This is a genomic window from Flavobacterium sp. FlaQc-49, assembly GCF_044005985.1.
Classification (GTDB): Bacteria; Bacteroidota; Bacteroidia; order Flavobacteriales; family Flavobacteriaceae; genus Flavobacterium; species Flavobacterium cupriresistens.
The window spans coordinates 26,490-49,874 of record NZ_JBIPCS010000015.1 but is presented as its reverse complement, the minus strand read 5'-3'; the positions used below and the strand labels follow the sequence as shown (position 1 = coordinate 49,874).

Genomic DNA, 23,385 nt, shown 5'->3' with positions numbered 1-23,385 from the left:
AATATGATTCTTTAAATAATTAAGGTATTGGTATTGCTTTCTCATTAACATTTTCATCAAACCTAAAACCTAAAACCTAAAACATGAAACATGAAACGTGAAACCTGAAACCTGAAAAAAAAAGAGGCCGCCAGAGTTATTTTTTTGGAGTTAAATAAGCTCAAAGCAGCCTCCTGAAGTAGATTCCCAATCTAAAACGGACCAATCAAGAGCTGGTAGAATAGTTTGCTTGCAAAAATCATGTTCCTTGAACTTCTTTTTTGCGTAACGCAGTTGAATATTGGGTTTCTCTTTGAAGTCGGTTTTAGAGGAAGGGAAGGGGGAATTATAATTTTAGGAATTTATCAAGTGGATTAATTCCATTCAACGTGAGAGCAGATCAAATCAAAAGAAACGGCGATTTTAGTATCTCCTTGGCTAATTCCTCTGCTGTTTGAGTTGAACTCACAGTTTCTTACGGTGTGTGTAATCACCTCGTTACTGTCATCTAAATAACTTACGATGATGCTGAAAGGATTGATATCCTGTAATCTTTGTCCCTTTGGCAAAGCGGCCAAAATAGCTTCTACTTCATAGTTGTATAACGTAATCGAAGCTTTTGCCTCATATTTACCTCTACCTCTGTGGACTGGCATATCTCCGGCACCATAATGGTTTTCTTTAGATACTGAATCGCTATAGTTTACAGCGGTAATACCGGTAACGATGTTCCCTGCAATACTTACTTCAATTGATGACCAGCTGTGTTGTTGTCCGTTAATTAATGGTAATTTATTCATAATGTAGCTTTTGTTTATTTTTTAATGATCCTGATAACGATCGGGGAGTACCGTCATTCTTCAGTTGTTTGTTGCAATTGAAGACTGACGTTATCCGATGTGAATTTTTATTGTTTGTGAATTATAATTTGGAAAAGCAATTAGGCTTTGTCAATTCCAAAAGGATTTTTGAATCCTAAATCAACTTTAATTTTACGAGCCGTTCCAACCGGTGTAATCTCAGCAACTACTTTTAATTCTGAAGTAGCCAGGATGTTTTGTTTTGGATCTACATAAACATCAAATGCAGATACTTCCTGATTGGCTACCATTCCTTCTAAGGCGCTTCTGCATAAACCTTCGAAGCTTTTTGAAACAGATTGTGGTAATTTACCATCGATATCAACTAAAACCGGAGAAGCTAATTTTGGTAATAAGGCAGTACGTAACAAACGTGTTGCTTTATTGATTGTACGGTTGTTTTCTACATAAGCATAGTCTGAAGTACCTGCAATACAAGTATGACTATCATTAAAATAAAGACCCGGTAAACCAGTATGGGTTCTGGCGAAAATGTATCTTTTTTCGTTTAACGTTTCTAAAGTCCCCAACGTTTTAATTTCTTGCCCACCAATAAAACCTGCTTTTGCAAAACCTTCACCTGTAAGATTGAATTTTTCGATCCAGGCAATGTTCTCAGACACTTTTGCTCTGGAGATAGCTCCCAATGCCAATCCTACCGCTGCGGTATTTTTGTATGAATCTGTGTAAATGAATTCAATAGCGACTCCATTTACTTTTTTAGGTTCGTTTTGATCATCAAATACGAAATAAATACCTTCATCATCTCCTTTAGCCACTGTTTCATTTGGAGCTAGTGTATAAAGTTTTAAAGTATCTTTTTGAACTAACTTTTTTTCAAATGCTTTTTCGGCATCCATGGCTACGACAACAGATACATTTTCTGCACCCAATGTATCCAAAGAAGTAGCTTCTGCTGCAATAAAACCTTTTCCTTCTAAAATAACTTCAAAAGGCATATAGTCTTTATAACCAAGTGCTGCTTGTGTTTGTGCTGTTCTGGCTGCAGCTGCCACATCTTTAGCTGATGCACTGCCGCTAAAAATTATTGCCATTTGACGAATGTTTCCATTTGCCAGTTCTTGCATTTCCATTGCTTTTTCAGCGATAGCCGGGTATGAATCGGCAGTAGTTGCTAAAATATACAAGTCTCCTGAAGGATTCATTCTGAAGAATTGTTGAATTTGGTAGTATGCCGATTGTCCATTTACATCATAATCAGCCGTAATTCCTAACGCTTTCGCATCCTCTAATGAAGCTAAACGCTCTATTTTGTCTAATGCTAATGTTGCAGTCGCAACTCCGTCAAAAAGTAATCCTGAAACCATGTCCTGTTCCGGAGTTCTTCTTCCTAATCCGCCTGATAGTTTGCTAATCACTACATCGTTTAATGTACTCATAATATAAATAGTTTAATTGTTTAAAAAATATTTTTGTTTTTTGCTTGAAATGAAGCATAAGAATGGCCGTAACAAGTTGTTAAACTGGTTATTGTCAGTGAATTATTGTTTTAAAATTGAATTGTAATCTAAAAAAGATTGGTGCTTTTGAACCCTTTGTAACAACGGATTCTTTAGTTGGATTTTACTCTTGGCCAAGAGATAAACTTGCTTTTGATATCGAGTACAAATTTAAGGCTTAAGATCGCTTTTTCCAATTTTTTAGATGTGCAAAGCCAGTAGTTTCAGTGGTTTAAGCTCTGGCTTCAGAAGAAAGACCTTCGTTTATAATGGTATAAATCGTGCGCTCTGTCAAGAACAAAGTATCGGAAAGTTCAGAGACCACAACCTTCATTTGTTTGGCCTGATTACTATTTAAGTAGTTAATCACATAATCTCTTCTTTTGTCTAATAGTGTTCTGCTTCTTTTCATATTTGTGGTATTAATTGGTAGTGGGTTAGTTTTTTTATGGTGTAGGCTTTAGGCCGCAAGCTTTATTCTATATTCTGTAAACTTAATGTGCTGGTAAATTCAGATTAAATATTGTTTGTTACTTCTACAGTGCCACTCACTTTATTTGGGTTTATTTCGATTATTCCGTTGGTGAGGTCGTAACCAAGATCTTCGAGTGCTTCATTACTTAGTCCGTTGTTGAAAAGGATGTATTTCTTTTTTAATATGTTTTCAACTAAAGTGGTTTTATAGGTTATTTGCCAGATGAAATGGTCGTTTTTATTCCAATACACCTGATCATTGTTGCATTGTTTTTCGTTTATTTTAAATGTTGAATTGGTATCGATGAAACTGGTACTGGTACTGGCAGTCAAGATGGCCTTGTCGATACGCTCTGCAATTTCGAATGCCGCTTCATAACTTGTTGAAGAAATAATACCAACGGGCATCACAACATAGAGAGAAAAAGAAACATCAGCTTTGTAATTTTTCTCAGAAGAGGTCTCCCAGGTTACATTGTTGTATTTAAACAGTACTAAAGGTTTTTCGATAGTGGTTTTAAAAATAGCATCACTATACAAATGAACTACTGGCGCATCAGAAATAAACTGTGTTTCGATGGCGCTCTTTTTCTCTTTATAAAAATCTTTTAAAATCATATGTTGGATTATTTTTAAGCAAATATAAAACATATGTTTGGATATTGCAAACATATTACATAAAAAATGCAATAGTTTCAGTAATATGATAAGCCTGCTAATTGCTGTTTTTTGACCTGAAAAAAGGCTGTTTAATACAGTACTTTACTACAATAAAGAGTTCTTTATCTCTTGAAATAGTAGGGTTTAAGAAAAGTTGTACCTATTTCGTTTCAGGAAAAAATAAAAATGAAATTTTGATCTTATTGCAGGTAAATGCTTTGTATCAGTGAGTTAGTACGAGTTTAGTCAGCTTTGCATTACGGAAATCAGGTAAGAAAAAGAGTAATGGAGTATTGATAATTAAGTGTTTAATGAAAAAAAAGAGAAAGAAAGACAATTGTTAAGCATATATTATTTATTTTTGCAACATATAGTGGAATGTTTTACAGGAAATAAAAACATATTACATAAAGCAATGATAAGATGGAAATACACGCTAAAATAAAACGTATTATAGACGAGATGAATCTGAATAATAATTCCTTTGCTAAGTTAATAGGAGTAACCAGTACTACAATAGACAGTATTACTGGTGGCAGATTACAATCTGATGGAAACAGGAAAAGAACTAAACCGGGCTTCGATCTGATCAATAGTATAATTAAACACTGTAATGTAAATCCGGAATATTTTTTTGGTGACAGCGAAGAGATTTTTGTGACTGCAACAAATAGTAATGACGTCAATTTAAAATTACCTAAGATTATAACGGTAAATGAAAAAGGAGACGAGAATATTAATTTTATAGGGGTGAAGGCACGCGCCGGTTATTTAGACGGTTATTCTGATCCGGAATATATGGAGAGTCTTCCTTCCTTTAGCATGCCAATGTTAAAAAACGGAACCTACAGATGTTTTGAAATAAAAGGAAATTCGATGTCAACCACCATACACGACGGCGATTACCTTTTTGGAAAATACGTTGATAATTTTGATGATATACTCGACGGAAGGATTTATGTTATTATCAGCAAGAACGACGGAGTTGTGGTAAAAAGGGTCCTAAACCGAATCAGAGAGAGTGGAAAATTAATCCTTAAATCAGACAACAGAGACGGGAATTATCCGATGTATTCGATTTATGCCGAGGATATTTTAGAGGTTTGGTACGCAAGCATGTATGCTTCCAAACAAATGCCGGATCCGATTAATATTTATGAAAAACTACATACACTTGAAAGTAAATTCTACGAATTGGAAGAGACTTTAAAGAAAAAACTGAATTGATACAAAAGTTAAAACGAGGCTATCTAAAAATTACTTTTTGATAGCCTCGTTTATTTTAGATGTTTTTAAGTGAAGTGGAGTGTTTTTTATTGTGAAGTTATTTAAAGCAGCAAATCCGGTATTTTGAAGCTTTGATTATTTGGTGTCTATCTGATTGAAAGAGTTACTTTTTTGGATTTAATACTGCAGGTTTAAAATCAGAGTATTTTTTCTCCATTTGTTTCTTCCAATTTTCATAGGTAATGGTGTTGACATTTTTTTTGTGGAATTTCTCGTATTCCTTTGAAAAATATAGTTGAGCATAATGATCTCTGTCAATTTGTTCCCTTGTTAATTCCTTTTTTCTATTAAACAAAGCAAATATTTTTTCTCCTGTACTGTACAACCAAAGTTCTTTTTTAGTAAGAACTAACTTTTTTAAACCAGTGTCATAATACATCCAACCGTTCTGATTTTGCCAGGCAGTTGATAAATAAGTGTTTAAAATGGAACGATAGTTATAAAGGACCAGCTTATTGTATTTGTAGTCACTCCCGTCATCAATAAGAGAATAATTTGTATTGCCAAATAGTTGAATGTTTTTAGTTGTAAAATCAGCAAGCTCTTTTAAGAATTCGGAATCGTTGGCTTCTTTACATGCTACCGAAATAAAAGTACCACCATCCGGTAGCCTGTTTATTAAATTTTTTAAGCCCAAACAAGCTTTGATTTTTAATTCATCCGGACCGTTTTTGCTAAACAGAAGTTTTGATTTTTCGAATACTCGTAAAGCATATGCATCATCTATAGTAACGGGAATTTCTCCTAATTTAGAAATTACGAGTTTTATTTCGCGAATTTTGTTGGAAAATAAAATAGCCCTGCTGTTTTTACCTTTAGAAGTGTCGGAGAAGATATTTCCATGATGTACAATGCAAATATTTTCAAATTCATTGCTATCACCAAGATTATTAATTTCTTTTAGATTAGCCAGACTATCTAGTTTTTTAACGGTCCAGAGGTCATTATAAGTTCTTGAAAATTGTGTTGTACCTCCTAACTCCAAAACAATTAAAAGATTTATCTTTTTCTTTTCTACAACTAATGTTTGATCTTGAAAACCAGTATCGCCGTTAACTTCTTTAATTCTAAATGTTCTTTCCATCTTGTTTGTTACTAGTTTACGGTTTCAATTGCAATTTCTTCTTTTAAAATGGCAAGACCATCTGCATTGACCTCTCCGCTGAATTTTATTAGTTTGGTATTTGTTTTGACATCTTTGCCATCGACTTCGTCGATTACAATTACCACTGTTTCTCCTTCTGCGTAGTTTTTTGTTTTTACAACCAGGCTCACTTTATCTCCAATATAGGCTGTATCAATATCTTGGTCTAAATCTGCATTTTTCCAATTCACACTTACAATTTCCTTTGTTAAGGGAGTTACTGTTGGTGGTACATAAGCATCAAATACAACTTTTTTAGGCCCATTTTGAAGCGGATTTGTGATCTTGATTTCGCCCTTAAATTCGCATTTTAAAGTTGAAGTTTCTAAAAGCGCTTTTTTATTGTTTGCATTTACATTGGTCGCGGGTTTCTCCCATTTAGTTATTATATTAGGAGTACACGGCTTATTATTTTGTTTAGAACAGTTTCCGAAAAAAGGAGCTGTGAAAGTTTTTTCTTCGTCTGTAGCCATTAATTTTTCCTGAATAAAAACGGTGCTTTGAGATTTTACTTCTAAGATGCCTACTGCATTACCGCTATCGCACATACATAAAGCACCATCACATACATATTTGGTAGCCATAATTAGTTGATTTTTACGTTGGCTCCGCTAATAGTTGTATCACCGGTAGCATTGATATTTATTTTTTCGGTAGATTTCATATTTATGTTTTTCCCTTCGATGTTAATATCGCCTTCGGTTTTTAGGGTAATGGCTGTTTTTCCTTTTAGTTCAATTAAATTGTTATCGTCTTTTTTTAATCGAATACTATCGCTTTCGCCATTGAGTTCAAATGCCAATTTTTTGAGTTCATCCTCTTGGAACAGATAACCGGCTATTTTTTCTTTTTCAATGGTTAAAGAAGCCTGTTTTTTATCCTGATCGGTTTTTAATAAAATGGCGTACTTTTCGGGTGTTGCGACCAAAGAGTTTAATTCTTTACCTTGATTATTCTTAAATTTTAAGGAAACCGTATCTTTTGCTATTGCCAAAGCCAAACGTTCTTTTACTTCTTTGTTTTCAACAGAATTAAAAGTAGCTGTCAAACTGTCCGGCGAAAAATGGGTAACGGCCAATGGTTTTTCGTCAGCATCAAAGTAGCTGATTTTAAAATTTTGGTCCTTATCAAACTCTATTTTAGCGACATCTGTAATTTTGGCCTCATTACTTTCGCCTTCGGTATCCGTTTTCATGTAACGAATATGCAGTTTGGTACCATCGGCGCTATAATCAAAAAACAATTTGGGATCACTTGTGGCTTGTATGCGCCCCATTACTCTGTCGACTTCAGCATATTGCGAAATAAAGGCACGGGTTTCAACTCCATCTATTATAGTAGCCAAAACCCAGCTGTCTTTTTTAGGAATTGTGATAATTCCGTGCTCTAAATCCTGAATGGAGGCTTTTAGTCGTACATTTTTAAGTATGGCGCCATCGCCTCGCATGATGTTGACGGTATAAGCATCTTCGGGATTATGAAGTGATGCTTCCTCTTTGTTTATTTCAATGACTCTTGCCGCAAAAGTTTCAATACGTTGATTTTTAGCAGCAACATTTTTTACTAGATCTGTTATATTTTCCATTTGTGTATTTTTATATTGCTTCGACTCTTCTACCTATATAAATCCTTTGTCTGTAACCGTTCTCGCCATAACTTCGTTCTACTTTTTCGACCTGAAAAGTTCCGTTTTTTTCAATATCCTTTGCATTTTCAAGAATCACTTTATCTGTAGGACGCACAAACGGCTCGCCAAAAGTGAGAAAAGAACCTTCAAAACCACTTGGTTTAGATCCCATTGCTCTGAAAGCGGCATGTTGGAACAATTCTGCAGCAGTTTCTGCAGCAGCTTTTTTAAAAGCCGTTGGATCTGTAGGCAATTCATCTGTATCACTATGCAATACATGGGTTTTGATTAACTGTCCGTTTGGGTCGCCTAATTCAATATAAATGGGAGTGTTTGAGTTTTTAAAGTATTTTTCTACTCGTGTACGGGTATTCTTCGTGGACTCGTTCACTACTACTAATTTGTCTTCTATAATATTGTAATGAAACCTGAAAAGTGCTTTTCCTAAAAAACCTCCGGGAATGACTTGCATTACTTTGTTTAATTGGGAACTTAACAAGTCAAGACCTTTATTGATTAGTTTTTTTGTAATCGCTCCTACTAATGGACTTTTAATAAAATTTCGATCGATAAAACCTCCTAATTCAGTCGCCGTATATTGCTGTGGATTATTGGTAATGGTAAGTACCGGCCCTGTTTTTTCGATTTTAAAATAGGTGAAAATCCCGCGATCTTTCAGCATCTCAAATATTTGTGCCAGACTATGGTTTCTGTTGATCATGATGTTACCTAATTCCTCGTTAAGCGCATTTACTTTAAAAGGTAGTTTTAGCTCTCTGATTCTTTTTTCGAAGAACGTTTTAGGATTAAAATTTTCAACATTTATAGTAGGGTTTGCCGCAACAACATTAAGGACATCATTCGGATTCTGAACATCATCATTTTTTACTGCTTTTATCTTTTTTAAAGCATACATCATGTCTTCACAAGATATAGTCGCATTGATGTCTGATTGCACTCCGGTTATATACCCTCGAAAAGCAGATTTGTAATCGCCGTCATAGCCTAAAAATATTTCTATAAAATTTTCCAGTTTAAAAAAATCATGAATTGATTTTTCCTTACCACTTGCATTCGAAAACAGATTCTGATCAAAATCTTTGGTATCGGTATATACTTTTTTTGGCATTATAAGAGTAGCCGTATCGGTAAGCGATTTATACGAACTGCTGATGTCTACATTTTTTACATAGGTAAATTCGTAGAACTTCGGAGTTGGGATAAGTTTTACCGTTTCGTAGACTCTAATTTTAGCATTTAGTTTAAACATTGTCTCTAATTATTAGTTCTACGGTTTCATCTGAGGTCGCACTGGCAGTAAATTTTTGAATGTTTTTTGTTCCCGAAATAGAAGGGATAGAGTAGGAATCAATTACTAACTCGTAAATTCCAAATCGATTCAAAATGGCATGCGTAATTCTTAAGGAATAGGGAGCATTTAGAAATTGTTTCAATAAAAAAAGTTTTTCTTTTGGATATTCATCCCCTTTTTCATTCGCAATCAATCCGTCAATAGAAATACTAAAATCGCCATTGGTAATATGTTCTTTGATCGTTGAATCTCTTCCTTCGATGCTCTCTTTTTTTATGGTTTTTGAACGATTTAGATTAACGGTAACTGCATCGATTCGCAAGCTGGGAAGGGTAAGATCTTTTTTTACCAGAGGTTCGAAAACCAAGGGAGCAAAAACTCTCAGATTAAATTCACCGCCCGTTTTGTCTATAATAAAATCTTTCGATTCCGATTCGTTATAGTTAATACCGGTATATTCGTTGTCTTTGGAGTCTAAAATTTCGTTTACATTAAAATTGAATTTCATACGTATTTATTTTTTTATTTTTAGTTTGAAAATGTTTTAGCAAAGGCTGTGATAAAGGTATTTTCCAGTCTTATCTCATTGTGTTTTTGCAGCCACAGTGCTTCTTCGAGTAATTTGTAAAACTCGTCCATCGATAATTGATAGGGATCTACCTGAAAAGCCTGTCTGATAAGGGCAGCCGACTTTTTAAATTCATCTCTTTGGGGTGTGGCATCGATTGTAAATTCGCTATCTGCTTTTATCGTGGCTACAAGCGAATTTCCTGAAGAAAGCATGAATTCGTCTTCAAAATTTTCTTTTTCAAGCACACATTCTTTAAATAAATACAAGATGGCTTCATGCGGATTGTCCTTGTATATCTTTTGGTATTTTAGAAATGTAGTAAAGGATGGTTTTTTGCAGTAAGCAGTGGTCGATTGATCGTCGGAAGTAAGTTTTAATACCGTTCCGTATTTTTCTTTTAGTTTTTGAAGGGAAGTTTCGTCTGGCATTTTTTATGATTTTATAGATTAGGTCGTTTTAAGGGGAACCGGAAGTAGCTCTAAAAGTTTTTTACAGCATTTGACTCTAAATAGCGCTGTCTCTGCTTTCTTTCTTTATGGCTTCAGACAAGCTTTCCTTTTTTTCAGTTGGGCTTAAAGGACTAATCGTAAAACTGTCTATAAAAATGTTTCCTTGTGCTGGTTGTGCCAAGGGATTTTTAAAAGCACTCATGTCCGGTGGTCTAGGAGTTTCTCCTAGGTCTTTTGGTGTATAATCCATAATTAGTTTATTGTTATTTGATTATTAAAATTGATCTACAATTGTTGAGGTTTTGCTTTAAAATAAGCTGAAAATGAAAGGGAATGACTGCTCTTGTCAGGCGTACTGACAGTAGCATTAGCGTATGTAAAAGTAGTTCACAAGCAGAGAAAAAAAGAAAAATTGAACCTTTGGTTTCTGTAGTTTCAGTAGAAAATAGTAACTGTTTGTTGTTGGTTAACAGTGCGTTATGTTGTAGTGGTTGTTGGATTTAGAATTGCGTTAGTTTGCAATATTTACCATTTTTTTTTACAAACAAAGTACATCAAAGTCTACAAGAAAGCTTAAAAGCTCGAATAGACTTTGATGCACTATTTTTTATTATTTAGAAGCTATTTGTTTTTGGATTTGATGTCTAGCTTAATTTTATCCACGCCGACCAGACTCCATTTTTGCAATTTCGAACATAAGTATTAGGTACTGCGCCCATTGATACATAGGTTTGGGTTCCGTAATCTTCAGTGTCATCTGTTTTACAACTGGTTAGTATTCCCCAGGTTGCGGAGGTGCCTGTTTCAGGACAAAAAGCACTTTCGGTATGTACCTGACAGGTGTTGACCGAACTTCGTCTGTAACTCGTAAATAAAGTGTTTAGATTCGTGATACTTTTGTATGGAACGTCAGGTACGCTTATTTTATCTCTTACTCCGGCATGAGTTTCCCATAATATTCCATTAGAGTCACGCTCTATTGCTCCATTTTGCGGAGTCGTGGTTAACTGTCCGTTTGGGATTATGAATGCCGGATTTACGGTGTTACCGGGAGATGTTACTATAAAATCATCTTTCAAGGCTAATGTTCCGGATTTGTTCGGTACTAGAAAGGTTCTTGAGGCGGTTAAATTATCGGTATTAAGTTCTGCCTGAACCGATGATCTGCCAAATTTTATTCCATGGGAGCTTATTTCAGTTTTAAAATTACCGTTAGAATTGGGGCTAAGCAGCATTCCATCCTCTATTGCAGTTAACATATTGTAGGCAGAATTGTCTGGTCGTTTTAGAAAAAGCGTACCGTAATCTAGCATTACAAAGTTGTTAAAAGTTTTATGACCACTTATAGTTTGACTTCCGGTTTTCTTCACATTGTCACTATCTATAATGGTAACATAACCAAGTGTTGCTATTTGACTGGAATCGGATCCCGGCGCTGGGGTTATTGCTGTTGGTGCCCCCAAAAGTCTAGGGGAATAAATTGGTGCGTAATAGGAGGCAGGTTGTCCGGCAAGATTTGTTGCGTTATTGGCTGTGCCAGTTGTATCTTGGTTTAAGATTGGAAAATCGCTGGCTACTGCAATGGTATGGGCTCCGCTGGAAGTGGTGTTTTTCAGAATACCGGTTTCCAGAGCTGTTGTAGGTTCAGCATAATCTGTTCGAACTTGGGCAATAACAGGAACTCCGGTAGACGTTGTATTCTTTAAAATACCAGTTGCCATTCCTGAAAGTAAAGTTCCATTAATTCCTTTTACCGTTAAAATATTTTCGCCGGTCGCATCACCTGTATGGATGGCGTTGGATTTTTTTGCATCTAATTGTGTCTGAATACTGGAAGTAGCATCATTAAACGCTTGTTGCGTTGCCGATTGAAATTTTCTTTCTGCCGTTTCTGTAATCTGATTAGCCGTATAATCTCCGTTTTGGGAGGTAACAGCGCCATTACGGCCAAAGACTGTTGTAACATCACTGGTAGGAGTAAGTAATTCCTGCCAATCTGATTGTACGGTTGGATTTGTTCCTTTTAGAATGAAAGATTTGTTTAAATCGGTTCTAACTGCAATATCTCCGGTTTCGACTGCTAAAGTCAACATTTCTGCTTGGGAAGCAATTACAAAAGTGTTGTTTATAGTCAGGGCAGGAAGTTGTGAAGAAAGTAATTTTCCGTCTGCACCAAGCCCTGCATAACCATTAACGATATTTTTATTTGCAGCGTTTTCGGGAATAAAACCTAATGCGGGCTGTTTTGTATTCCAAGTCGTTTTCTCGTCATCTGTTACAAATCTATTATTGGGATTCTGAGTAATAATATCAGGGGAATGATTAACAGGATGAGTGTAATTTGCAAGTGTACCAAGTCTGGTGATTTCAGCATCAGCAAGTAAACTTTTACCAGAAGATTTGTCTACTTTTTTATTTTCTAATAGCTTTCCCATCTCGGCAGTTAATGCTTTTGCAGCTCCACCGCTCGTGAGATCATTTACCAAAATAGTACTTAAAGTAGCCTGGATAGTTTCAATGGCATCTACAATTTTTTGAACTGTGTCCAGATTACTATTGTCTGAAGCCAGTAAAATAGTAATATTGTTAATTTGCTGTTGTAAAATCATACCCTGTTCAGCACTTAAAAGCGAAGCAGAACCACCGGAAATCAAATCATTCACAATGTCTAAATATTGACTCGCTAATTTTGTAAAATGGTTTAATGGAGCATAACCGTCAGCGCTACCTTTTTGGGTTTTATCTTCTTTAGCTTCAAACAAAAAAGCGTGTGCGGTTTTATCGATTTTGTGGGCTTCAAACTGTACTTTCTCTGTTTTAGCATTTAGTGTGTCCGTTAGATCGGTTATCTTGGCTTGAGGAATTTGTTCGTCTTTATGCCAAAAACTTTGCCAGGTGTCCCAAAATTGCTTTTGGGTTGGCTTTTTTCCGGTTTTAAACCAGCCTAAAATGGTATTGATGTTTGTTATCATATTACATTGAAATTAATGGTTAATTGAATTGTTTTTTTGTACGATTAGTGCGCTTTTTTATGGGGCTCAGAATGGCCGTTATTTGCAGAAAATTGATCTCAAAAGGATGGAATTAAACTTCTCCGGGAGTTCAAAACGTAAAACAAAGCCAGCATTAGAAGGTTTTAATTCTCCAAGTCTGGCTTTGAGTTTAGTTAAATTAATGATTTAGCTGATTTTTTAGATTGCTGTCTCTGAGAATGATGCCCTTATTGATAGCTCTAATGCAGTAAAATGTGGAAGTAGTTTTTACAAGAATAGGACACAACCAAGTCTAAATTTTGTACTATTTTACCAGGTTGTTAAAGAAGAACGAACCCACGTATTTGTTGCTGTACAAACATAGATGTAAGTTGTTGTTATTCGAATTTCCCCAAGTGTGCCCGGAGCAGTTGCAGAGACTGGGGCGGTATCAAAGGCACTTTTATTGATTTGCCCGTTAAACGTCCAGTTTGTGCCATTGTTTTGAGCTTTTATCTGGCCTATACCGTTAGCAATTACAATATTATTCTCTAAAGCCGCCGGCAATCCTTCTGCTTTTCCAAGGACAATGTTTCCGGAACCAGTAGTTATACCATTAAAAATACCGCCGTTTGGGGCTATTACTAAGTTATTGCTACCCGTACTAACGGTCAATTTATAATCAGCAGTAGGTGTTAAGGTACCAATTATTACATTCCCCGATCCTGAAGATATGCCGACTCCCGAGCCATATCCGAGCGCTACGTTTCTGACACCTGTAGTATTTCTCCATAAGGAATAGGTTCCTATTCCAGTATTTTGGTCTGCGTAATTTCGAACTAAACTTTGAAATCCTACAGAGGTATTACCACTTCCAACAGTATTAAAATTTAAAGTTTGATGGCCTAAGGCTGTGTTCTCATATCCGGTAGTATTATAATAAGATGCCCCAACTCCAAGCCCGGTGTTTGATTTTCCTGTTGTATTATATTCTAAGACAAGAAAACCAATTGCGGTATTATATTCTCCGGTAGTATTAGATCTTAGCGTGTTTACGCCTATTGCAGTGTTGTTAGAAACGTTGGAATTACCTTTTCCAATTCTGATCCCATTGATTAATTTATCAACTCCACCCAATTCTTGTAATACTTTGTTATCAACAATTCCCGGTAGTGATGCACTTACGGGAGCAGAAGAAGATCCACCGGAAGTATTAATAATATAAGGGTTGTAGTTCGTTCCGGTTCCTGTAATAGTCATATTAGTTCCGGCTTGTATCCTTGTTTCACTACCATTGGCAGCAGCAGGGATATCGACTTTTTTTACAATTTTATCTGTTCCAATGACAAGAATTTTTTCAGTGTTATTCCCAGGGGGCACATTATCAAGTTGTAATTTTTTAGTTATAATCTGGTTTTGAGCATTTACGATCGTTCCGATTGCTAAAATGCATAGTGTAATTGTTTTTTTCATAGGTATTATTTTTTTAAGGTTTTGTTCTGGTTTATTCCGGTTGTCCAATTATAAATTCTTCCGAATCCTCCAAGCCACCAATCGTATCTATTAATTTAATAACTGTACCCGCAGTAAATTCAAACCAGGTTACCCATGTTTTCGGATAAGTGCCATTAAACCATGCGTTTGAAAACCCTTGTTCTCCCGGTTTTTTGTACATAAGATAGACTCCACTATACGCACCGCAGCTATGAGATCTAAGTAATACTTCATTATTAAGTTCATAAATGATAAAGTCATCATTACTTGAATCATTGGAAGTGAATGATACAATTCTGCCTACTTTATTGTTTAGTTTGGTAAAACTGGTCATCAAACTGGTATCTCCACCGTAGTACGTTGCTTCACAAAGGAAATTGTCTTGACAATAACCAATCACACTGTCGTCTATTTCTAAATAATCGGCTGTATTTGGTTCAACTTTAAAAACGATAAATTCTCCGGGTTTGACAATTTTAGTTTTTGCAAATAATTGGGCATGTGCTGTTTCATCTGTTTGGTGACTATCAAATAGATCGGTCTCTACTTTATTATTAAGGGTATCCACCAGATTGGTTATGTTTTTTTGTGAAATCTGTTCATCCTTATGCCAGAAACTTAGCCAGGAATCCCAAAATTGTTTTTCAGTTGGTTTTTTGCCGGTTTTAAACCAGCTTAAAATGATATTAATGTTTGTTGGCATACTGTTTTGGAATTAATAGTTAATTGAATTGTTTTTTTGTAAGATTAGTGCGCTATTATGTAAGCGCCAGAGTCAATGTTTTTGCGAAAAAAAACATTTAATTTTGTAAACTGGAATGCATTATAAAATGCTGGTATTTGATATTTTGGGATATATAAGGTAGTTGGGGAAAAGAGAAAAAAGTAATATACAACTCTTGTTTCCAGTAGTTTTAGTAGAAAAAAAACAGCATATAATGATTGATAGATAAAAAGTTAGAAGATTTTAATTACCAATTTTTTTATTCTTAAATTATTTAGGCAATATTAGGATGAAGTATATGTATTACACCTTTGATTTTATTGGATAGTCCATCCTCTGGAACGAAGTGTGGTCAATCCTTCGGTATTTGTTGGAGCGTTAAAGGTTGTTCCAATATATAAAGTTCCATTCAAAACCTCATCAGAAATACAGTAGTCTATGATTTTATCTTTAATTTTAGGTGTAAATGTATTGGGGCTAATAGCTAATCCTTTAAACTTGCTATTGCCGATTCTATTAATGTCAGAAATATCCTTGTTTCCCCAATTGCTAATACTTTCAAGGACAGGACAATTTTCTATGGATATGTTGAATATTCTAGGATAGACAGCGATTAAATTTTTTAACGATGGGCAATTCTTAAACGTTAGATCTGGGATTTTTTGCGTTATAAAATCTAAATCTAGTCTATTTAATTTAGGATGTGATATTGGAACCGTAAAATCAAAAACATCTGTAGCATTTCCAATGGATAAATATCCTAAATTTTGATAATCAGCTAAAATTTCAGTGACATCATAAATTTTAGTTTTAGAAAGACCGAGAGATTTTATCTTAATGTTTCCAACATTATCAGGTGGTAATAAGTCTTTTGTAAAATTAGCATTGTTATTAAAATCATATCCTGCTAGTGTCGAATTATTATGAAAACCACCATATATAGTTGTTGTGATGTCATTATTCAGTAACTGCTGGGAAGAATCCCATGTAGTAATAATTATGCTGAAATTGATATAGGTAATACTTTTATTATTTAAGTCAATAAAATTTGTATAAAACTCTTTTGTCGAAATGTAATATCCTATTTCTTCATTGATATTGTTATACGATAAATCAAAAGTTTGATTATCTGTATGTAAACCATTATAATAAACATGATTGCTGACCATGCCTACAATTTTTACATAAATTATTTTACCGACAGTTTTGGTATATTTTGGGAAATTAATAGAATAAGTTGCAGCATTTGATTTAGTTTTGAAATATAGATTGTATTCTATTTTGTTTTTATAGTTTTTCTTTCCGAAAACGGTATTTTGTAGTATGCCTGCCATATTATATTGAAATTAATCATGTTTTTTTAATAGTTAAAATGATTTAATAAGTAATCATTAATACTCCCGATGCTGTACGATAAATATCACCTGCTGTCAAACCGCCTGCTAAAGCTGCTGTATTGTTCTCATAAAGAGGTGCTGTTCCTATATTCATTGTTCCAATCAAAGATACTTTTGTGCCTCTTACCGTAATTTTATTTCCTATGTTAATAATGCTATTTGCGGCCGCGTCAGCTACAGCTCCTTCAGATCCTATATAAATGTTGCTACTTCCTGTTGTAACATATCTTCCTGCAAATTTTCCAATCCCAATATTAGCCGCTCCTGTAGTAACAGCGCCTAAGGAATAATTACCTACTGCATTATTTGAATTTCCTGATGTATTTAAACCTAAAGCAGTATGTCCAATAGCCGTATTAGAAAATCCTGATGTATTGTAACGTAAAGCATAAGTTCCGATTGCTGCATTTTTATCTGTACCGGTAGCATCAGACATGCAGTAGGCTCCAATAGCGGTAGATTGTCCTAATCCTGATATCATAGTAGACAGAGCTTTACATCCAATGGCTACATTATAAGGTGATGTTTGGTTTTCGGCTAATGCATATCCACCGAATGCAGTGTTTGCACTGGCGGTCGTGTTTTTGCCTAATGCTTTACCTCCAAATGCATCGTTATAAGAGCCAGTTGTGTTGGCATGTAAAGCGAAATTTCCTAATCCGGTGTTTGATTCCCCTACAGTATTAAATTCCAGAACTCCAAATCCAACACCTGTGTTATCCGATCCGGTTGTATTTACAGAGAGGACATTAACACCGAGGATTGTATTTGAAGTACCCGTACCTTCTCCTTGTCCAATTCTAACGTTATTAATTAATTTATCGACTCCACCCAGTTCTTGTAATTTTGTATTGTCAACAATTCCCGATTCCGATGCGCTTACGGGAGAAGAAGACCCATCGGAAGCATTAAGAATATAGGGGTTGTTAATAGTTCCCATTCCTGTAATAGTGGTGTTGGCTCCTGCCTGTATCTTTGTTTCACTACCATCGATTAGAAGAGCATTTACTTTTTTTACCACCTTATCCGCTCCAATGACAAGTAGTTGATCTGTGGGTAGTCCGATGGGCACAGAATTAAGTTGTAATGGTTTTGTTGTAATCTGGTTTTGAGCATTTGCGATCGTTCCGATGGCTAAAATGCATAGTATAATTGCTTTTTTCATAGGTATTATTTTTTTAAGGTTTTGCTCTGGTTTACTCCGGTTGTCCAATTGTAAATTCTTCCGAATCCTCCAAGCCACCAATCGTATCTATTAATTTAATAACTGTACCCGTAGTAAATTCAAACCAGGTCACCCATGTTTTCGGATACGTGCCATTAAACCATGCGTTTGAGAATTCGAGTTCTCCCGGTTTTTTATACATTAGATAAACTCCACTATATGCACCGCAGCTCAAAGATCTAAGCAGGACTTCATTATTAAGTTCATAAATGATAAAGTCATCATTACTTGAATCATTGGAAGTGAATGATACAATTCTGCCTACTTTATTATTTAGTTTGGTAAAACTGGTCATCAAACTGGTATCTCCACCGTAGTACGTTGCTTCACAAAGGAAATTGTCTTGACAATAACCAATCACACTGTCACCTATTTCTAAATAATCAGCTGTATTTGGTTCAACTTTAAAAACGATAAATTCTCCGGGTTTGACAATTTTAGTTTTTGCAAATAATTGGGCATGTGCTGTTTCATCTGTTTGGTGACTATCAAATAGATCGGTCTCTACTTTATTATTCAGGGTATCCACCAGATTGGTTATGTTTTTTTGTGAAATCTGTTCATCCTTATGCCAGAAACTTAACCAGGAATCCCAAAATTGTTTTTCAGTTGGTTTTTTGCCGGTTTTAAACCAGCTTAAAATAGTCTTGATATCTGTCGTCATAGTGTATTGGTATTAATTTTAATAGTGTAATTAAATGGTAGATTTTTTAGAAAGTCAAACTTTCCTGAAATTGATTTTGGAAGGAATACGATATCGGTTTCCGCGTAGTATTCCCTTTTTTAGGGCAACTGATTTGATGTTTTTTTACTGATGGAGGACTATTTTTTACTTCCCGTCCTCCTGGGAAATACGTTTACTTTGTTACACCGGTCTGATCACCGTCTTTGCTTACAATTAAGCCAAGAGCAATGCAAAGACCTGTTATTTGTGTGCCAACTTCTGTTGTGATATAACCCAAAGCAACTGCCGCTGCTACTCCTCCAACAATAATTCCTGTTACTGTTGTTTTCCAGTTTTTAATCATGTTTTTCATTTTTTATAGTTTAAATAATTAAGAGATTCAATACGTAATGGCAGGTGAGCTTGCACCTTATACAGTAAATATTTTAGAATGTTAAAACCTTTGCTGAGGTTGTTGTGTTGTTTTCATAAACAGGAGCGAACGAGAAATAATTAATGCTTAAAAATTTTCGTTTTCCCTATTTAGTATCTAATGAGACTTGGACTGTTTTATAAGATTGGTTTGGTAAATTTTGAAATTTCGGCTACCTATAAGACAAGCATATTAGCTGTTATTGGAGGGTGTAAAAGTAAGGTAGAGAAATGTAAAACGACCTAAAAAAAGACCACTGTATTCAGTAGTTTCAGTAAGTTCTGTTTCTGCTGAAACTACTGAATACAAGTGGATTGAAATTTTAAAATTAGGAACTCTGATAGTACTTTTACACTCAGAAAAATACTCTAGCCATGCGTAAAAATGCCATTCACAATTTCAATATTTCAATAGAAGACAGTACTGCTATAGGTAGCTCCGAACAATTAACTAAAGACATTCTAAAAGAGTTGGCCAAAGTTTCAAAAGAGATGAGCCAGCAAAAAGATATCGTACAAGAATGGGAGGAGCAAAAATCTCGTGAGGCTGCTGCTATTTTAAACAATTCCAATGCCTCAACCGAAGGAGGCGCTACCGATACGACTGTCGGAACGAACCAAAATTCGTTTACATCGATTAGCACTACTCCTTCGGTTTCTGAGGAGGCAAAGCCAGATTTTACTGCATCAACTATAAGAGAGACTACCAATAATAGTATTTCTTCAACTTTTTCGGAAACGATGTCAAATGATGCTGTGACAACTGTAGGAAGGGGTACTGCTAATAGTATTTCTTCAGGAACTTCATCAAATACTGCTAAAACAACTTTGGGAAGGGATAATAAACAAACTATTTCTTCAGAAACCAGCGTACATCAAACTGCAACGGCAGAAAGAGCTACCATTTCACCAAATTTATTGAGCACTACTTCTTCGACTACGAAGACAGCACAACAAACTTTAACCACTCCAACCGGAGGAGGCGCTGTTGATACTACAGGCAGAATGACTAAGAGTTCTTCCACATCAACAGGCAATACTTCTCCGGGATCAGGAGCTGCAAGTAGCATTCCAAATTTAAGTAGTGGTCTGGCGACTCAAACTTATGCTAGTGTGGCAGCACAACAAATCGTGGCGGTACCGCAAAAAATGCAAATAAACACGGGCGAACCAACATTAGAAGTTATAAAAGCAGCAATTAAAAAGAAATTAGCGATCGCGACTGTAACAGAGGATACCGTTGCGATAACGTACTGGACGGGTATTGCTAAAGCTTTTGAGGAAAGAGACGTTGCAGCAGATTTTGATGGTAAACCGGAGCATACATTATTTACAGAAATGTATGCCTTATTGAAACAATCCAATCAAAAGGTTATAGAAACTCAAAACTTTAATTGGGACATTGTCCGCAAAAAAATGATTAAAGCAATTGACTCTAATATATTGCATGGGAGAATTTCTAAAGGAAGTAAAGAGCGTTGGACGACGATTAAAAAACAATTAGGCGATGATAGTATTAACGTTGCTAACCTTTTTGAGCAATATGATGAACTTTTCTTATTGCTAAAAGAAGTCGAAGGGCTCGATGCCTTACCGAATACCATCACAATAACTTCCAAAACCAAAATATACCCGAATTTAAGTGCCGACAAACTATATGCATCAATTGGAAGAGAAGAGGTCTACGTATTCCTGAGAAAAATAGAAGACATTCAAGGAAGTGGCGTAAACAAAGGAGGTGTGAAAATTAAAAATGCAGAAGCAATTTCTTTTATTACAGGAGAAAGTCTCGAATTTTTCGTTGATGAAACCTTTATATATGAAAGTCTGCATGAGAAAGAAAACATAAACTGGATTGTTTATAACAGTAAAAACAAAAAGGACAAAGGAATTGTTTTTGCAGACAAAGGAACTTCGTTTCACTATAATTTTGACAAAGCAGGAACTTATAAAATAGAAGCATACGGATTTAGGCCCGGAGCAAACAATACTAAAACGATAAAAGGATCTGCTTTTGTAGAAGTAGAAATAATTACTCAGGAAATTTTAATTACCCCTCCTGCTGTTATTAAAGACAAACTTACAAGACCTTCTGCAGAAGCACAGTTATTTAAAGTCGCTTTAAAAGACACGAAAGTAAAAACATTAAATCCGCTAAAACTTTATTATCAGGTAGTGTATACAAATGCCAACAAAGTAAGTACGATTTCAGAAGAACAAGAAGTAGATTCAACAGGTACTATTAAACTTGTTATGGCTGATTTGGGTGAATTTACTATTAAAGTATCGAGTAAAGACCAGTACGTCTTGAGCAAAAATTATAGTATTAAAACGATTAAGAATTTTGTTGACACTATAACAAAAGAAGGGGGTGAAAAGAATATTTATCTATTGAAACCAATAAGTCAGGAAGCCAAATTCAAAGTTAAAACATTTAAAATTCCGGCTACTCTCGAGGAAAAGCAAAATGTAAAATGGCTGGTTTATGATAAAAACAATAAAGTATACATTCCGAATGGCTTGACATTGCAAGTAGAAAATAATCAAGCCAAAAAGCAATATTTAGCTAAAGGAGAATCTTTTGCTTTTCCTATTCCTAATTTAGAAGGAGAGTTTACTATTGAAGCTTACAGTAACAGTAGCACAAAAGAGGGAGGTAAATCGAATTCAACTTGTAAAATAGAGGTGAAATATCCGCAAGCAACAGAGGCAAGTTGGGCGTACAGTAATGGTAGTAAAAAGGGAACATCTGGTTTTGCGGGAGAAAGCAATTGGATAAAGGCAACTATTCCTAATTACAATAATCAGATTGTTAGGATCTATTTCTATTTGAATACGATTAAAACGAATCACTATTGTGATGTAAAAACAAACGAAAATGGCGAGATTTTTAAAGAAATAAAATTTGATTCTAATTTTAAGAGACAAATCGGATTCCAAAACAGAAAAACGGCCAATGTAGGGTTTAAACTGGAAGGAATGCAACAAGGAAAATTATATCCATTTAAAAAACCTGCTTATAAAGAAACAGATGTAGCATTGCGTGTTAGCGTTGAGAAAAAAATCATTGACGCTTATTTCAGATACGATGGCAATAGGGTAACAGCAGAAGATGAAATTTCTTTTAATGCGAAAGGCACCATCTTGACTATAGTCGTTAAAACCCAAAATATGATTGGTGATGAGGTTGTGTTAACCGCTCACAAAGTGGGAGAAAAAGCGGTTTTTTCGAATAAAGCAAAAGTAAATGCAGCAGGTGTGGCGGCAACAAGTTTCTCTATAAAACGTCCTGAAGGATCGAAAAATGGAGAAAAAATGAGTTATTATGTGGGAGTTGAAGGTTATTCTACGAAACATTTAACTTATAAAGGAGTGAATATGGTGGTGGGGGCTACAAATTCTATGAAGAATGACTCGAAAGGAGGTAGCAAAAATGCTATTGATATCGCCTATTTTCTGGAAAAATACAAAGGAGAAAATGAAGCGAATCTTAAAGTGTTGTTGACTGACATGAATGAATATTTTATGTTAGAAAAATTAGTGCCACTAAAAGAACAGGTAGCTTATATGCTTGCTACGGTTTACACGGAAACATTTAAAACATTTAAACCCGTAAGAGAAAGTTTTTGGATAAAGGATAAAGTTTCAAGAGAAAGAACCTATCACAGGTACGATCCGATTTTGGCAAATACTGAAAAAAGAAGAAAAACGGCAATTGAAAGAGGGAATACAAAAGAAGGAGATGGAGTAAAATATTCCGGTAGAGGTTATGTGCAATTAACATGGAAAAATAACTATGTAAAGATGAAAGACCAGTTTGGTGTAGATTTAGTCAACTATCCTGATAAGGCAATGGAGCCAAAAATTGCTGCCAAAATTATGATTTGGGGAATGAACAATGGTATTTTTACGGGTGTTAGTATCAGCAAGTATGTAAATGAGTCAAAAACGGATTATGTTAGTGCCAGAAAAGTTATTAATGGAAAGGATCAAGCCAGGTCAATAGCAAATGATGCTGAAGATTTTGAGCAAATGATAAAAATAGACAAGAGTACAAAAGTAGGCGAGGTAAAAAGAAAGCACAGTAATATTGTTACGTTTGATCGTGGTTTGTCACAAGAGCGAATTAATCAAATTAGTAATAAGACGATAACAGTTTTAGAAAATGCGGCCAATGATTCCCTAAATAAATCGGTAATCATAACCAGTACAATTAGAAATCCTATGCAACAAGCCAAAGCGATGTATGATAATGAGTCATCTGGCAATCATATTAGATATGCAGAACCGGGTAGAAAAGTAGTTAAGCTATATAATGATTCTGTGAAAAAAGGAAAATCTGAAAATGAAACCCTGAAATTGATGGCTGAAAAAATAACAGCACTTTATAAATTGGGTGAATTAGTTTCAAAGCATTGCGTACCAGAAGAGGTTTTTAAAAATAACAATATTGTTGATGTTTCTTTTAGTCGAGGGTTAATTAATAAATTAGATTTTATACAAAGTTTACTTAGGATAGATGCTGTGACTAAAATTATACATCCTTTTCCAGGACTTAAAGCACATAAAAAGCTGGTTCATGATTCGAAAGAAGGTGCAATACATGTTGAGGTAAAACAATAAAAAAAAGGATCATAATGTGGATTAAAATTTT

The 23,385-nt window shown here is 35.0% G+C and carries 20 protein-coding genes; 2 read left to right on the top strand and 18 right to left on the bottom strand.

Features of this window, described 5'->3' with window-relative positions; all coding sequences use genetic code 11:
• Positions 1-353: 353 nt before the first annotated feature.
• From ACHRV3_RS21075 to ACHRV3_RS21060, 4 genes are all read right to left on the bottom strand, one after another.
• Entirely contained in the window at positions 354-779 is a 426-nt protein-coding gene (locus ACHRV3_RS21075; RefSeq protein WP_035684757.1) for a hypothetical protein, read from the bottom strand.
• A gap of 140 nt (positions 780-919) precedes the next feature.
• Positions 920-2,239: a DUF2586 domain-containing protein gene (locus ACHRV3_RS21070; RefSeq protein ID WP_395435531.1), complete on the bottom strand. Its 1,320-nt coding sequence runs from the start codon at positions 2,237-2,239 to the stop codon at positions 920-922.
• A gap of 292 nt (positions 2,240-2,531) precedes the next feature.
• Positions 2,532-2,711, bottom strand: coding sequence for a hypothetical protein (locus ACHRV3_RS21065; RefSeq protein WP_131701558.1), 180 nt, complete (start codon positions 2,709-2,711; stop codon positions 2,532-2,534).
• 104 nt (positions 2,712-2,815) lie between these two features.
• Complete coding sequence (locus ACHRV3_RS21060) at positions 2,816-3,391, bottom strand: hypothetical protein (protein ID WP_395435530.1); 576 nt, start codon at positions 3,389-3,391, stop codon at positions 2,816-2,818.
• A 465-nt stretch (positions 3,392-3,856) separates the two neighbouring features.
• Here ACHRV3_RS21060 and ACHRV3_RS21055 point away from each other — a divergent pair, with 465 nt between their 5' ends.
• Entirely contained in the window at positions 3,857-4,660 is an 804-nt protein-coding gene (locus tag ACHRV3_RS21055) for a S24/S26 family peptidase (RefSeq protein ID WP_230002843.1), read from the top strand.
• A 163-nt stretch (positions 4,661-4,823) separates the two neighbouring features.
• Here ACHRV3_RS21055 and ACHRV3_RS21050 read toward each other — a convergent pair whose 3' ends face one another.
• The 14 genes from ACHRV3_RS21050 to ACHRV3_RS20985 all read right to left on the bottom strand — a co-directional run bounded on the left by ACHRV3_RS21050 (position 4,824) and on the right by ACHRV3_RS20985 (position 18,672).
• Positions 4,824-5,804: a hypothetical protein gene (locus ACHRV3_RS21050; RefSeq protein WP_395435529.1), complete on the bottom strand. Its 981-nt coding sequence runs from the start codon at positions 5,802-5,804 to the stop codon at positions 4,824-4,826.
• Between the two features lie 11 nt (positions 5,805-5,815).
• On the bottom strand, positions 5,816-6,448 hold the full coding sequence (locus ACHRV3_RS21045; RefSeq protein ID WP_395435528.1) for a DUF4280 domain-containing protein: 633 nt from the start codon (positions 6,446-6,448) through the stop codon (positions 5,816-5,818).
• 2 nt (positions 6,449-6,450) lie between these two features.
• Positions 6,451-7,449 (bottom strand): hypothetical protein, encoded by a 999-nt coding sequence (locus tag ACHRV3_RS21040; RefSeq protein WP_395435527.1) that lies wholly within the window; start codon positions 7,447-7,449, stop codon positions 6,451-6,453.
• A 10-nt stretch (positions 7,450-7,459) separates the two neighbouring features.
• Positions 7,460-8,761, bottom strand: a complete 1,302-nt coding sequence (locus ACHRV3_RS21035; RefSeq protein ID WP_395435526.1) for a hypothetical protein — start codon at positions 8,759-8,761, stop codon at positions 7,460-7,462.
• Entirely contained in the window at positions 8,754-9,311 is a 558-nt protein-coding gene (locus tag ACHRV3_RS21030) for a DUF6046 domain-containing protein (RefSeq protein WP_395427809.1), read from the bottom strand. Before ACHRV3_RS21030 ends, ACHRV3_RS21035 begins: the two co-directional genes overlap by 8 nt.
• A 20-nt stretch (positions 9,312-9,331) precedes the next feature.
• Positions 9,332-9,802: a hypothetical protein gene (locus ACHRV3_RS21025; protein WP_395435525.1), complete on the bottom strand. Its 471-nt coding sequence runs from the start codon at positions 9,800-9,802 to the stop codon at positions 9,332-9,334.
• 76 nt (positions 9,803-9,878) lie between these two features.
• Entirely contained in the window at positions 9,879-10,073 is a 195-nt protein-coding gene (locus ACHRV3_RS21020; protein WP_395435524.1) for a hypothetical protein, read from the bottom strand.
• A gap of 394 nt (positions 10,074-10,467) precedes the next feature.
• Complete coding sequence (locus ACHRV3_RS21015) at positions 10,468-12,795, bottom strand: pyocin knob domain-containing protein (RefSeq protein WP_395435523.1); 2,328 nt, start codon at positions 12,793-12,795, stop codon at positions 10,468-10,470.
• Between the two features lie 330 nt (positions 12,796-13,125).
• Entirely contained in the window at positions 13,126-14,268 is a 1,143-nt protein-coding gene (locus ACHRV3_RS21010; RefSeq protein WP_395435522.1) for a hypothetical protein, read from the bottom strand.
• A 31-nt stretch (positions 14,269-14,299) separates the two neighbouring features.
• Positions 14,300-14,992, bottom strand: a complete 693-nt coding sequence (locus ACHRV3_RS21005) for a hypothetical protein (RefSeq protein ID WP_395435521.1) — start codon at positions 14,990-14,992, stop codon at positions 14,300-14,302.
• Between the two features lie 338 nt (positions 14,993-15,330).
• Positions 15,331-16,347 carry a hypothetical protein gene (locus tag ACHRV3_RS21000; protein ID WP_395435520.1) on the bottom strand — a complete coding sequence of 339 codons (1,017 nt, stop codon included), beginning with the start codon at positions 16,345-16,347 and terminating at the stop codon, positions 15,331-15,333.
• Between the two features lie 43 nt (positions 16,348-16,390).
• On the bottom strand, positions 16,391-17,575 hold the full coding sequence (locus ACHRV3_RS20995) for a hypothetical protein (protein WP_395435519.1): 1,185 nt from the start codon (positions 17,573-17,575) through the stop codon (positions 16,391-16,393).
• Between the two features lie 31 nt (positions 17,576-17,606).
• The gene (locus ACHRV3_RS20990) at positions 17,607-18,299 is read right to left on the bottom strand and encodes a hypothetical protein (RefSeq protein WP_395435518.1); all 693 of its coding nucleotides are present in this window, start codon (positions 18,297-18,299) and stop codon (positions 17,607-17,609) included.
• Between the two features lie 193 nt (positions 18,300-18,492).
• Positions 18,493-18,672 (bottom strand): hypothetical protein, encoded by a 180-nt coding sequence (locus ACHRV3_RS20985; protein WP_047778710.1) that lies wholly within the window; start codon positions 18,670-18,672, stop codon positions 18,493-18,495.
• A 434-nt stretch (positions 18,673-19,106) separates the two neighbouring features.
• Between ACHRV3_RS20985 and ACHRV3_RS20980 the strand changes: the two genes are divergently transcribed.
• Complete coding sequence (locus tag ACHRV3_RS20980; RefSeq protein ID WP_395435517.1) at positions 19,107-23,354, top strand: hypothetical protein; 4,248 nt, start codon at positions 19,107-19,109, stop codon at positions 23,352-23,354.
• The last annotated feature ends 31 nt before the right edge of the window (positions 23,355-23,385 follow it).